This is a genomic window from Flavobacterium sp. DW-iso2, from assembly GCF_058725285.1.
Window position 1 is genome coordinate 1 of record NZ_JBZXDY010000003.1, and the last position, 14,059, is coordinate 14,059.

Annotated in this window: 12 protein-coding genes and 1 pseudogene; 3 read left to right on the forward strand and 10 right to left on the reverse strand. The window is 36.0% G+C overall.

Features of this window, described 5'->3' with window-relative positions; genetic code table 11:
- Together AC4PRO_RS02680 and AC4PRO_RS02685 are read left to right on the forward strand one after the other, a co-directional pair.
- Positions 1 to 600: pseudogene (locus AC4PRO_RS02680) on the forward strand (hypothetical protein); the annotation flags it as partial.
- A 20-nt stretch (positions 601 to 620) separates the two neighbouring features.
- Positions 621 to 1,421, forward strand: a complete 801-nt coding sequence (locus tag AC4PRO_RS02685) for a hypothetical protein (RefSeq protein WP_492116207.1) — start codon at positions 621 to 623, stop codon at positions 1,419 to 1,421.
- 333 nt (positions 1,422 to 1,754) lie between these two features.
- On the opposite strand, the gene dprA is transcribed toward AC4PRO_RS02685, so the two are convergent.
- Positions 1,755 to 2,855 (reverse strand): DNA-processing protein DprA, encoded by a 1,101-nt coding sequence (gene dprA / locus AC4PRO_RS02690; protein ID WP_492116208.1) that lies wholly within the window; start codon positions 2,853 to 2,855, stop codon positions 1,755 to 1,757.
- Positions 2,856 to 2,958: 103 nt separating this feature from the next.
- Between dprA and AC4PRO_RS02695 the strand changes: the two genes are divergently transcribed.
- Complete coding sequence (locus tag AC4PRO_RS02695) at positions 2,959 to 3,894, forward strand: HU domain-containing protein (protein ID WP_492116209.1); 936 nt, start codon at positions 2,959 to 2,961, stop codon at positions 3,892 to 3,894.
- A 536-nt stretch (positions 3,895 to 4,430) separates the two neighbouring features.
- Here AC4PRO_RS02695 and AC4PRO_RS02700 read toward each other — a convergent pair.
- From AC4PRO_RS02700 to AC4PRO_RS02740, 9 genes are all read right to left on the reverse strand, one after another.
- Positions 4,431 to 4,961: a DUF1572 family protein gene (locus AC4PRO_RS02700; protein ID WP_492116210.1), complete on the reverse strand. Its 531-nt coding sequence runs from the start codon at positions 4,959 to 4,961 to the stop codon at positions 4,431 to 4,433.
- Between the two features lie 215 nt (positions 4,962 to 5,176).
- Entirely contained in the window at positions 5,177 to 5,485 is a 309-nt protein-coding gene (locus AC4PRO_RS02705) for an EthD family reductase (RefSeq protein ID WP_492116211.1), read from the reverse strand.
- Positions 5,486 to 5,670: 185 nt separating this feature from the next.
- A complete protein-coding gene (locus AC4PRO_RS02710; protein ID WP_492116212.1) occupies positions 5,671 to 6,219 on the reverse strand; it encodes a carboxymuconolactone decarboxylase family protein in 549 nt (182 codons plus the stop codon).
- Between the two features lie 75 nt (positions 6,220 to 6,294).
- A complete protein-coding gene (locus AC4PRO_RS02715; RefSeq protein ID WP_492116213.1) occupies positions 6,295 to 6,858 on the reverse strand; it encodes a TetR/AcrR family transcriptional regulator in 564 nt (187 codons plus the stop codon).
- A gap of 194 nt (positions 6,859 to 7,052) precedes the next feature.
- Positions 7,053 to 7,922 (reverse strand): nuclear transport factor 2 family protein, encoded by an 870-nt coding sequence (locus AC4PRO_RS02720; protein WP_492116214.1) that lies wholly within the window; start codon positions 7,920 to 7,922, stop codon positions 7,053 to 7,055.
- Positions 7,923 to 8,024: 102 nt separating this feature from the next.
- Positions 8,025 to 8,894, reverse strand: a complete 870-nt coding sequence (locus AC4PRO_RS02725) for an AraC family transcriptional regulator (protein ID WP_492116215.1) — start codon at positions 8,892 to 8,894, stop codon at positions 8,025 to 8,027.
- A 195-nt stretch (positions 8,895 to 9,089) separates the two neighbouring features.
- Entirely contained in the window at positions 9,090 to 10,307 is a 1,218-nt protein-coding gene (locus AC4PRO_RS02730) for a multidrug effflux MFS transporter (RefSeq protein WP_492116216.1), read from the reverse strand.
- 126 nt (positions 10,308 to 10,433) lie between these two features.
- Positions 10,434 to 10,838, reverse strand: coding sequence for an OsmC family protein (locus tag AC4PRO_RS02735; protein ID WP_492116217.1), 405 nt, complete (start codon positions 10,836 to 10,838; stop codon positions 10,434 to 10,436).
- 830 nt (positions 10,839 to 11,668) lie between these two features.
- On the reverse strand, positions 11,669 to 13,939 hold the full coding sequence (locus tag AC4PRO_RS02740) for a helix-turn-helix domain-containing protein (RefSeq protein WP_492116218.1): 2,271 nt from the start codon (positions 13,937 to 13,939) through the stop codon (positions 11,669 to 11,671).
- Positions 13,940 to 14,059 lie beyond the last annotated feature (120 nt).

Genomic DNA, 14,059 nt, shown 5'->3' on the forward strand with positions numbered 1-14,059 from the left:
AATGGAGATTCTTTTGTCCAAAATTTATTGGCTAATTTCCAAGGTAGCTCTTCCTCTTTTGATATTAAAATTGTTTCTGTCGATAAAATAATGGTCAAAGATTCGAATGGTAATTTAATTGAATCAAATGGTGAAACTACATATAACAATCAAATCAATAAAACATTAATAAATATAGCAATTAGTACTTCTCGCTCAAATGAGCAATCAGTTCTTGATGCTGCGAGAACCATTTTACATGAATACATTCACGCAGATATAATTAGAAAACTATACAATGTTAATACAATACCAGGAACACTTGATTTTAAACAAGAATATAACAAATACGGAAACGACCACGGCACTATGGCTGGATTATATCTACAGAGTATGAAAGAAGCTCTTAAAGAATTTAATAAAACTGTACTTCCTAATGATTATAAAAATTATAAGGATTATTATGGAGAAGAACCGAGTGATGCTTTTTATGAGGCTTTGGCTTGGTCAGGCCTAAAGAACAACAATGTTAAAGCTTGGACAGATTTAACACCTCAACAGCAACAAGCAATAAACGATCTAGCTTCAAGAGTAACCAAAATGTCAAAAACTTGCCCATAATATTCTAAAACTATTTAATTATGAAAACACATATTTTTATTATTACGTTTTCTTTTTTTTTTATGAATCTTTTAAAAGCTCAGGAAAAAGATAAAGACACTCTCTTTTTTAACATAGACAAATATTACACCATATCGCCTACAATTTCTGCTAATAGTTTGCATCAAACTTATGAAAAGCAAGTAGAAGCTGAAAAGGAGCAAATGAGTCATACTAAAACCAATGGATATATATTTTTTGTTGGTAACGGATATTTAACTAAGGGTTTAAAACCTAAAAAAATTCTATCGATAAAGGATTACATTGAAAATAGAAAATTTTATTTTGACGGGATTCATAATAAAATAATAGACAAATGGAAATTGAAAGATTCATTAACTAATAAATACATAATATATTTTGTTTATGGTGATGAATTTATTCAACCTAGATATTTAGAATATAAATCATATTATCCATTACGTGACAAAAATTGGAATATAATTAATAACGAAGTAACAGATACTCTTTTTTTTAAATTTGATAGCAAATACATCAATACTTATGTTGAAATTCCAAATCATTTCTATCTGAATGATAGCAGCGGAAGTTCAAACGGGACTTTTTTCTTTCAAAAAGGTAAAAGCATAAGTGATTTAAAACCCAAAGAAGTATTATCCCTTAAAGGGTTTGTACGGTCTTCAAGATTTTATGAGGAAAACAAAAAACAAAAATTAAATGATTTAGAACTTTCGGAATTTCTCAACAATTACATAATCTTTTTAGTTAATGATAAGAAAAAGGAATATATACAAGTAAGTTGTGGTTATCAAATTGAATAAAGTATCTAATTCACATTGAAAAACTCATTTAACATCAAAAATCCTCAAGGATTTATAAACATTTGAGGATTTTTATTTAGCTGTAAGTATTTTACTTAAATTAATTATGAAAATACAAATTTTAATTATTATATTTCCAGCTCTGCGAAGTGTTCATAAAAACAAAATTAATAAAAATCTAAGGCTGCTGCGCAAATGTCTCCTGACTTTGCGCCCGCTGCTATACGCCAAACCATATTATCCTAAAACTAATTAACTATGGATTTATAGGTACTACTCATTCCACTCATCCCCTTCCCGATTTAAAACCCGGAAGGGGATCTTTATATAAAATCAAATCGCCTCAAACAATTTCCCCGGCAAGGGCCTAATCACGCCTTTCAATTCCATATTCAACAGCATACCTGAAATCCTGTAAATAGGAAAATCACATCGCAAAGCAATGATATCCATCACTTCTTTTCCTGTTTTTAATAGGTAATCATATACTTTTTGCTCGTCGTCGTCTAGCGAGACAAACAATTGTTTTTGTACGGGCTTCGATTCCTTCTGGATATCCCAGTTCAGGATATAGATAAGATCAGCGGCGCTGGTGAGTACGTTTGCTTTTTGAGTTTTGATAAGGTTGTTGCAGCCTTGGGAGTATTTATCCGTTACGCGACCGGGAACTGCAAAAACATCACGGTTATAATCGTTGGCCATGTTAGCCGTGATCAATGAACCGCCACGATCTGCTGATTCAATTACAATGGTTGCTTCGCTCATTCCCGCTACGATTCTATTTCTACGCACAAAGTTTTCCTTGTCAGGATTCGATGAACTCCAGAACTCCGTCATGAATCCGCCGTTCTGCTCGACCTTGGCGACATACTTTTTGTGGGTTTTGGGATAGATTTGGTTCAAGCCATGCGCCACCACGCCTATTGTCTGTAAATTGTGTTCTATCGCTAGCTGATGCGCCACGATATCTACACCATAGGCAAAACCACTCACAATCACAGGATCCAGCGGAGCCAAATCCTCTATCAGCTTCCTGCAGAATTCCGTGCCGTAAGACGTGATTTGCCGCGTTCCTACGATACTGATTATTTTGCGGTTCTTTAAATCAATAGCACCTGAGGTAAACAATAACAATGGGCCATCAATACAATGTTTTAACCGCTCCGGATAATTATCACCTTGAAAATGCGCCACATTAATCTCGTTCGTTCGTATGAATTCTAGTTCTGCATTGGCTTTGTCAAAAACAGCCTGGTTCTTTAGGTTTCTAAGTAACATAGACCCCACACCATCAATAGCGCCAAGTTGAGTGGTCTTGGTTTTAAAAACAGCCTCGGCACTGCCGCAATGAGTAAGCAGCTTTTTGGCCATAATATCGCCTACACCCTCCACTCTTTGCAAGGCCAATAGATAAAATAAATCTTGTTCTGTCATGCTAATTATTTGTAGCTGAAATGTATAAAAAAATTACGCAGATTGTTAATAAAAATTGTGAATAAAATTTTGATAACTATTTTCATTGTATAACTTTGTATGTATGAACATCGAACCTTACATCGCTCAGCTTTTATATCGTTATCAATGTGTTACCGTTCCTGGATTCGGTGCATTTTTGACTGAAATCCAATCGGCAAAGTGGGTTGAAAGCGCAAATTCATTTTTTCCTCCAAAAAAGATGATCTCTTTCAATGCCAATTTAAAAAATAACGATGGCCTTTTAGCCAACCATATTGCTCAAGCAGAGAAAACATCTTACGATTATGCCGTGAGTGCTATTCAATATGAAGTATTGAATTGGAAAAAAGCATTGGAGACAAACGGAAGTTTTTCGATAAAAAGCATTGGAGACATCAGCCTTAATGCAGATAAAAATATTGTTTTCAAACCTTTAGACCAAACTAATTATTTGACGAGTTCATTTGGTTTAAGCGCCTTTGTTTCGCCGGTTGTAAAAAGAGAAATTTTTGAACAAAAAATCGATGCACTAGAAGAAAATACCGTAATCACTTTAGATACAGAAGAAAAAAGCGGTCGTTCGTACTTACAATATGCCGCGATTTTTGTTTTAGGATTAGCATTAACCAGCACTGTTGGTTATTCTGTCTATCAAAACCAAATCAGTTCCCAAACGGTTTTAGTTGAAACAGCCGTTCAGAAACAAGTAAATAACAAAATTCAAGAAGCTACTTTCTTTATAAAAAGCCCTATACCTGCGGTAACCCTTTCCGTAAAAGAAAGTAAGATGTCGTATCATATTATGGCAGGCGCTTTTAGAGAAGAAGCAAATGCTGATAAAATATTCAAACGACTATCAAACAAAGGATACAAAGCAAAACGCATCGGTATTAATAAATATGGCCTATACCCTGTACTTTACGGTAGTTATGCCACTTTTGCCGAAGCAGACAAAGCGATGAAAGAAATTCAGAAAAACGACAATCCAGAAGCTTGGCTTTTGATCGAGTCCCTATAATCTAAAAACCCCTATGGTTTAGACTACCCCCAAAAAGCAGTTCGCTATGTGGGGGTGTTTTTTTAGGAGCAATCTCCAGCTATTCGCTATATCTCTTGTGGTCTCATAAAAATGAGACCACAAGAGGATGCCGCTTCTATCTGGGCTAAGCATTTGATTAACGATACGAATATCCTTCCAAATCTTAAATTTATAGACCAAAGTGGTTTATAACAAACACAGAATAGTACTTACAAATTATTATCACATCGTACGGACTAGACATGCAATAGTGGTTCTCGACTCCGCTAGATGTGCCAATTGGGCTGTTTTGTGGATAATAGGTATTAGTTCACAATCAACCGTATTATTTGTCAGCCTGCAAATGCTACAATATTTGAATGCTTAGAACGTCTTTTTACGCTTCGTTGCGCCTTCATAAAGGAAAACGCGTCAATTAACGCTGTTTTTACATGATTAGCCGCGCAAACTCTTATTTAAACACCTAATAGATAACAAAGGTTGAATTATTCTTTAAAAACCCCTTTTAGGCCCTGCTATTGTTTTGATTTAGTAAACATTTCTGCATTATGTGCCATAGAATGTCCCTTCGGGATTGTTAAAGCGCTCCAATTCTTGCTTGCCATTTTACCAATAAAAACAATTTGTCCAATGTGATACGGGTAATGTGCTAATTGTCTGTTAATTGCTTCTATAATAGAATGACCTTCATTTCTAATGTACACTGTTGTTGCATTTAAGTCTTCCTCTGTTATTGAATCTAATGCCGCAAAAAGACAGTCCCAACCTTGATTCCACTTAACTAACAATTCTACTTTTGTAGTAATAGCTATTTCAAATTCTTGGTCCCGATTTCTCCATTCTTTTTCTCCATCACTGGTAAGGAAATCAGTCCATCTAGACATCATATTACCCCAAATATGGTTTACAATTATGGCAACACTATTTGATTCTTCATTGAACTGCCAAAATAAATCTTCGTCTTTAAGTTGATCGAAAGTCTTTTCTCCAATTAATTTGTAATGTTTGAACTGTGCTTTAGCACTATCAAGATATGCTGTCGTCATATTTATCGTCTTTAAACTGGTTTTTATTTGCTGCTAAATTTCATAAAAGTACAACAAAAAAAGAGGCAACTGCTTAGAATACTACTACACATTACATCTCAAGAATCATATATTCGTAATACAAAAGCATAAAAAAAGCAACTCGTAAAAGAGTTGCTTTTTTTATAAAAACCGCGATGCGATTCCTTTATTGTAATGCTGTTTAATTTTGATCCTTACACAATCTCGCTAATTTGGAGCACGCCCATTGTATTGGTATAATTCGGTATATCAGCAGCAAAGGTAGCGGAATGCGGTATGAAATAAGCTTGAAAAGCCTCCACAGAATCAAATGTTAAATGTGCAATAGCCACATAAGGAGCTGGCTCGCCTGGAGCTCTACCGGCTAAACCAATATTTAATTCTAAACCTTTTAAGGCATCACCCAAGGCTTCCTTAATCATAGGAAGATGTTTGTTTTTGTAATATTCTACATCAAATGTGGTGTCTGGACCACTAGGATACATTACGCTTACTTTTATCATGATTCTCGTTTTTATATTTATAAGTTACTGCCCGTATTTTGTATTGGGAACATTATTTATGCACTTTCCCGCAGCCCGACGGGAGTGGAGCTCTTTTTTGTGCAGCGTAGCGGAACAAAAAAAGCGGGAACGGAGGGCGGAATTGCTGCCCAAAGATACAAAATACGGTAAGTTACTTAGATCGCTTATTTTGACCAAGCAAATTTTTGGAAAGGTGCATCTACCGGCGTATTTGCAATGTGGTTTGTGTAGTTACTAATCACTTTTTGAGATAATCCTAGGATAATATCTAGCACTTGTTGTTCCCCGTAACCTGCTGCGTAAAATGCAGCTAATTCTGCTTCAGAAACGTTTCCACGGTTGCGAACCATGCTTAAAGTAAAAGTACGCAAAGCTTCTAGTTTAGCATCAGCTAGTGGAGTTTCGTTACGTAACGACTCGATAATAGCGTTGTCTACTTTCATCATGTGAGCAATTCCAGTATGTGCTGGAACACAGTAATGACACTCGTGCTCTACGTTGATGGTTTGCCAAACTACAGTCAATTCTTCTTCGTTGAATGAAGAAGCCACGAACAATTCGTGCAAGGTTTGGTATGCATTTAACAAGCCTGCAGATCCTGCTAATACGCCGTGAAGCCCCGGAATCATTCCGTATGCTTTTTGAGAGTTTTCTAGTAAGGATTTACTTGCTTCTGGAGCAGACTCGATAGAGTGAATTTTTAAAGTTGTCATAATTTTGATTTTTAAATTGTTTTTATCTTTATTTAATATTTCTAAGCATTCGCTTAGTTTTAACGCAAAAAAAAGCTAGAGGTTTTTGAATGTTAATTCAATATAATCTGCTATTTCTTGTTTATCGTTGACTCTTGATGCGGCGGCGAGTCCGTGTTTTGCTAGTAGCAAATAATTGGCTTGCTTCAATACCGTTTGTTCGTCTTTACTTGTATCCGTTCGAATTTTTTCTATGAATAGCTGTTTGATGCCACCCATAAATTCAACCATTTGTGCATTAATAATTTGATCTTCTGCTTCGGCAAATTCGTTGTAGGTATTCGTCAAAAAACATCCTTTGTAGTTCCCTACCTCGATGGGAACTTGAACTGAATCATAGAAAAAATCTTTGATATCGTTGATTCCGTTTGCACTGTTTTTAAACTTTTCGAACATGCAGTTTACTTTGCTTTTGTAGCATTTTAAACTTTCTAAAAACAGCCCTTGCTTACTACCAAAACTAGCATAAATCGAAAATTGGTTGATACCCATTTCCTTTTCCAACATACGTACAGAGGTGTTTTCATACCCATTGCGCCAGAACAAAGCCATTGCTTTTTCTAGAACTTCCTGCTCGTTATATTGTTTGCTTCTTGCCATTACTATTTTAATACGGTACAAAACTAAGCAGATGCTTTGAAATAAAAAAATTATTTTGAAACTTTTAACGTTTGCTACTAAATACTTCCTATAAATCAGACCTTTAAATAACAAACACCCGATAGACTTTAGAAAGCTATCGGGTGCTGCTAACAAATAAATTGCTGTTGTTTATCTTTAAATGGTACTATTTATTAGAACTTACCGTTTGTGTTTTTCCAAGTATCTTGTGCTGCAATTTTCTCTACAACATCCCAGTGCTCAGCGATTTTGCCATTCTCCACTCTAAATAAATCATAAAATGAATTGTGGTCTGCGCCAAAGTACCCTTCGCTAACAACCAAAACAAAATTTCCTTGCCCCAATACTTTATGTATTGTATCATATTTCATAAAAATCCCTTGTTTTGCAAGTGCTCCCAATGCTCCACCTAAACCAGAAAGTTGGTCAGCAATATTTGGATTGTGCTGGATATAATCATCACCATTAAAGTAACTCGCTAACTTTTCCATTTTACCGTTTACTAAAATATCAGAAACGAAATTCTTTACTAATGCTTTGTTCACTGCTGTTTTATCAAGATCTTTAACTTCAGTAGCTCCGTCAATCATCGAGTGTCCGCTTGGGTTTGCACTTGCTGGAGTTTCTTGTAAGTTATCCCAATGTTCTACGATTTTTCCGTTTTCGAATCTAAAGATATCAAAACCAATTTTTGGCCCGAAGAAGTTATAATCTGTTTGTGTGAAAACAAAATCACCATCTTCAAAAGCACGAACTGTATTTACTTTCGCTGAATTAGGCGGCAATTGTTGCAAAAGTGCTCCAAAACCAGCTAATCCATCCGCTACTCCTAGATTGTGCTGAATGTATTTTTCAGGATTGATATAAGCAACTGGCTCGTGAGCTCCTGTTTCTATTGCTTTTATTAATCCGACTACTTTTTGTTTGTTTGACATTTCCATGGTGTTTTCTTTTTTACTTTTTGATTTTTTAGCTGTTTGACCGTAAGAAGTTGTTAGGCTTAGGCCAAGAATTAATGCTGCACTTGTTATTGATTTGATCATTTTTTTATTGTTATAAATTGATGATGCAAAGGTGCGACGGTAATCAAAAAGAAATGAGATACAAAAAGTCCTTTGGATGGTAAATTTGTGCCAAAATAGAAATTAACTCAAAAAGCCATCTCTAAATTCGAGTGGCGTGGAAAGATGGTTTTTTCGGAAATACTTAACAAAATTAGTAGGTTCCTCAAATCCCAAAGCAAAACTAATTTCCTTAACCGACTCGCTTGAATGTGCCAAAAGCCTTTTGGCTTCAAGCATAATGCGATCATCGATAATTTTTTTTGGCGTTAAGCCCAAGATTTTTGAAGTAGCGAGATTGAGTCTCTTTTTAGTAATATACATTTGAGTAGCATAACTATTGACTTGTTTATTATGGTGAAATTGATTCTCTAGCAATTCTTTAAAAACCATTACATAATCTAAATCGAGACCTTTTTTTACCTCTGTAAAATCTTGCGAGCGTCTTTCTCTTTCAAAAAGCAAAAGCAAGTTCCGCAGATAATTGCGCAATACATCTGCTTGAAATTGGTCTTTGGGTTTTGCTAATTCTACTTCGATTGCTGTAAAAAGTCCCACAAATAATGTTGTTACAGACGGAATTTCAATTTTTGGAATCGCAAATAAATCATGGAATAAGATACTGCTTTTTAAAAAAGCGATGTCTGACTCTTCCTTGCAGAAAAATTCTTTAGTAAATAACAGCACTTTACCATCGAAAGCGATTTTATTATCAAACTGTTGTACACTGTTTTTATTGATAAAAACCACCGTGTTCGGTGCAATTGAAATCGGATTAAAATCTACATGGTGAGTAGGATTCCCTTTTTGGAACCAAAGGATTTGATAGAATTCGGCGCGATGCGGTGCTGTTAGTTCTTGTTCAAATTCTTCATACAGTGCAACCATCTCTAGAATTTCAATTTCATGAGAGAGTCCTTCTTTAAAGTCGTATTTTAAAATATCTTGCGACATATATTTAGTTTCAGAGAGTAAAAATTGGCTAAATCAATTGAAAGATTACTAAAAACACATTGATACCACAAACGTATAAAAACCAAAGTAAAGTAAAAAAACGATTGCAAAGCATAGGTTAAAAGCATTCTAATTACTATTTGAACAAAAAAACATTCCAACTATTTACTTAAAAAGGATTTCAGGCAATACTAATTAACTTAAAGCTTTAATCGTTCGTTTCTGATCATTTTTCAGATAAAAAAGCAAACCGATTGCTAACGCGGCGCATAATGCAAACCCAATAAAAAGCGGCAAAGCAGTGTCAGCAATAAAGCGACCGATGAAGATGCTTATTGGCACCGCCATAATTGTAGAAATACAACCCGTAACCGCAGCGGCTGTCCCAGCAATATGTCCTACTGGTTCCATGGCCATGGCACGAATATTTCCGAAAAGGAAACCAATACTAAAAAATTGCAAGGCAAAAAATAATATCAAAATACGCACATCTGGATTCGGTGCGTTATAAAATAAAGCTACATAAATTGCCGAAACCACAAAGAAGGAAACTAATGCAACCGTAATTAATTTCTCCATTCCATACTTAATTACTAAAACACCATTTGAAAAAACAGCGGCACCAATTGCAATTGCCAATCCAGCGAAAATATATGGAAACTCTTCCTGAAGATGGTATTGATTCTGGAATATTTGCTGTGAACTACTTAAATAAACCATGAATGATCCCGTTACAAAACCTGAGATTACGGTATAGCCTATTGTTTTTTTAAATTTGAAAAGCTCTTTGAACTCGCTTATAAATCCTTGTAACGAAAATTCTTTTTTGTTGGCTATTGATAACGTTTCTGGTTGACGTTTCCAAAACCAGAAGGAAACTAGAAGGCTAATCACTACCTGAATATAAAAAATTCCATGCCAATTGTAGTAATCCAGCACAAATTTACCCAACGCTGGAGCAATTACAGGAACCAATATAAAAACAACCGTCACAAAAGACATAATACGCGCCATATAATCGCCACTGTACATATCGCGAATAATAGCAATACTAATCGTTCTAGGAGCAGATAAGCCTATTCCTTGCAATATTCTACCCACCACCATCATTTCTAAATTGGTGGCGTTTACACAAATAAAACTAGCGCCTATGAACAAGGCAAAACCCATGTAAACCACTGGTTTTCTTCCTAAACTATCAGATAGCGGACCAAAAACTAATGGGCCAAATCCAAGACCCAAAAAAATCATCGTGATGAGCAATTGATTATCCACAACTTCAGTAGTACCAATGGTTATTCCAATAATCTCCAGCGCTGGCAATAAAGCGTCAATCGCTAATGCTACCACCGACATTAGTGAGGCCATAAGTGCAACAAATTCAAATTGAGAAGTCTGGATATTTTTTTGCATCAGGCAAAAATACAGTATTGAATTGGTTTCGCCACTGTTTTATGGAATTCTAAGACTTTTAAGTTTTGCCTTTTTAGTAGCTAATAGTTAGTTAAAAACTGAATTTATAGTAGTTGGGTTCGATTTCTAATCGATTATTTTTTTAACGGTACCGCTGACTGAACAGCAGGCTTTAACCGTGTTGAAGATGGTTCCAAATTTTTCAATATTCTTTTGCAACAAATCAATATTTAAGCTTTCGTCTTGACTGTAGATGAGCAATTCATATTGTATTTCATCCATTCTTGGTGGCTTTTCTAGTCGGACCGCATTTACGGTTAATTCGGCGTTTGCATATTCAAAATTCATCATCACCGAAAAACGCGCTACATTTTTAAGAATACAAGCCGAAAAGGATCCTAGAAACAACTCTGCTGGATTGGGTAAACTCGCTTCTGTATCAGGAGAAATCCCAAAACTAATCTCGGATTCCTTGATATGTACAGCTGCATTTGTATTAGAGGAAATACTGGCTTTGACAGAATAGTTCATAGGGTGAATGGGTTTTAGTATTGAGCATGTGGATCAAACCACTTACTATCAAATATACAACAAATACGGTATTACTTTATGATTAATAACAACAGATCTCATTTATAAATCAACCACACGTTAGCACGAAATTGTATTACGTGACCGTAAAGAGAAGCCAAAAATTATAGTGGTTTAGCTAATGATGTAGAAGTAGTGTATTTTAGAGTTTTTCTTAAAAAAGGTAAGTGCATTGTAGATAAGGTTGACGGACTCTGATTATAGTCTTTAACGAACAGGATTGCGGAGCCGTTTGATGAGATTCCTCCTCTGTCGGAAAGACAAATTACTGGAGAATGGGTGGAAGAATAGCAACAACTAAACATAGTCAAAACAAGAATTCAAGCATTACTATCAGGTACTATTTGTCATCCCGACGAAGGATTTTTATTAGAGGAAATACTGGCTTTGACAGAATAGTTCATAGGGTGAATGGATTTAATATTGAAATTGTCACTTTCAAATATACGATTATTACATGATGAATGGTCACTAGAATATATGAACTAGATTGTTGAATATAATTGTGAGATTGCTTCGTTCCTCGCAATGACAAGCTATGTGTCATTGCGAGGAACTAAACAATCTCAGCGGCTACATCATAAAATTTAGATACAAAATCTTCTTTTGAAACAAGAACAAGTACAATTTTGAAAAGATACTATTCGTACATTCTAGCCCCGATAGCAGTGGAAATCCTTATCTTTTTTCCTTAAAAAAGAAAAGATTGCAACGAATAGCGGGAGGATTCGTTCTTAAAAACTGCTCTCCTACTGCTCCAAAAACTAAAACTAATTCAAGGTCGCTTTGTACATTCGGGCTTCATCCCAGGTAAATTTACCACTGTTTTTCTCCATTAATGCATTAAGCGATTCCTCCTTATAACCTTGGAAAGCTTGAGCTAAAGTCTGTATTTTATCCTCCGGTAAAACCTCCGTAATAGACACGGCTTTGGTTTGTATCAGTTGGACAAAATGCGAGTAAATAGTTTGTTTTGTAAGCACTCTGATAGTGGCAATAGCTGCAATTGAATTTTTTTCTACCCACAACTCATAGGTTTCCTGAACGGTCGATTTTTTGGGTGCTTTCTTGGTCGCTTTTTTAGAAGTATAGCGTTGCAAGTCGGCTTCATCCTCGATCAAGGTCACATTTTCTTTCTTGAATTGGTTCTGAATCGCTTCGGTCTTTCTAGTGATGTATCTCTTAATTTCGTCAGAGGTTAGTTTTTCCTTCGAAATGGGTTCTCCTGCAACGACAGTTTCAATTAAAAGCTTGGCTTTCATCAGCCGCAAAACGGCTTTGGTCTGTAATTCTTCGAGCACGATCAGTTCGTCATAATAGGCTTTGCTTTTCTTGACACGCTTCACTTCTTCCAACTTCCAGAGAATTTCAAAAACCAGTTCGTCCATGGGTTTTAAGAAATAACCAAAAGCGGCCTGAATCCGCTCGGAAACGTGGATTAAATCGACGGTCTCATTGTTGAAAATTTTGTTGAGCTGCCCCATGAATTTTTTGGATGGATCCAAAAGCGAATCGATGGTTTCCATTTGCTTTGTGGCCCAAAGTGCGTGTTTGGATTTAGACGAACTTTCTGATTTATCGCCATAACTATACTTGTGATTGCGCCATTCCTGAGCTAAATTAGCCCAGTCAAAACTGTGCATCAAATAATTATGAATAAAATTCTTGGTTTCAAAATGCAACGAATTTTTCAACAATTCTTCTGAAGCCTTGTTTAAAGAGTAATCCATCACATCCTGATCGTTAGAAATCCCATTCATGCGCAACGGAGATAGCAAAATAAGCCCTTCTAACGAGCGCAAACGTGATAATGCAACATATGCTTGACCCGGCATGAAAACTTGCGAAACATCGATTGCAGCTTTGTCAAAAGTCAAACCTTGGCTTTTATGCACCGTAATCGCCCATGCCAACTTGATCGGGTAATGTACAAAAGTCCCTAAAACCTCCTCCTCTATTTCTTTTGTCGCAGGATCAATTTTATAACGAATGTTTTGCCATTCGTATTTTTCGACTTCTATGGTTTTATCTTCTTCGGGAAAATGAACCAGAATTTCCTGGCTCGAAAGAGATTTTATAATTCCCATTTTCCCGTTGAAATAGTTTTTTTCGAAAGAAAGATCATTTTTCACGAACATCACTTGTGCACCTAGTTTTAACTGCAAGCGTTCTTCTATCGGGAAGATCTTCTCGGGAAAATCACCTACGATATCTGGTTTGTAGGTAATCAACTCCCCTTTTAAATCTTCCAAAGCTTGTGCATTCATAGCATCAGCCTTGTTGTTGTGGGTCGTAAGCGTGATATACCCTTTGTTATTTTTTAAATCAAAATCAGGTTTAACGTACTTGTTCAATGCCTCAACATCGGCAGCAGTGATTTGGTTGTTCCGTAAATTATTCAAAACCGAGATGAATTCGGTATCCGTTTGACGGTATATTTTTGATAACTCAATGTACAATGGCGGACTTTGCTGCACGGCATGCGAATGGAAAAAGAATTTCCCTTTGTAGTAGTTGCGCAGCGTACGCCATTCCTCATCCCGAATGACAGGCGGCAACTGTAGTAAATCTCCTATAAATAATACTTGAACCCCACCAAAAGGAGTCGCATTCTTGCGCACCGTTTGCATCATGTAATCCATCGCATCCAGCAAATCAGCACGGAGCATACTCACTTCATCAATCACCAGCAATTCCATATTACGAATCACCGATTTCTTCAATCCGCTCATTTTAAAATGCCGACGCAAGGTATCCTTAGATTCAAATTTTACGGTATCTGTAAACTGAGAATCGACGCCAAAAGCGGGAATAAATCCTCCAAAAGGCAACTGAAACATGGAATGAATCGTAACACCGCCTGCGTTCAAAGCGGCAATACCCGTAGGTGCTACTACCACAGTGTTCTTGTGCGTGGTTGCGATAATTTCCTTTAGAAGCGTAGTTTTTCCCGTACCTGCTTTTCCGGTTAGAAAAATAGAACGTTGCGTTTGGTTGATGAATTGTAAGGTGTAAGCGGCGGCTTCAGAAACGGTTTGCATCAGGCGTATAGATTAAAAAAAACAATTTGACAACACAAAAGTAAGCTATTTACAAGAGTATAATAACGACAATATGAATAAGTAAATAATCAAAAAAAAAACCTCCACTCTAATACAAGA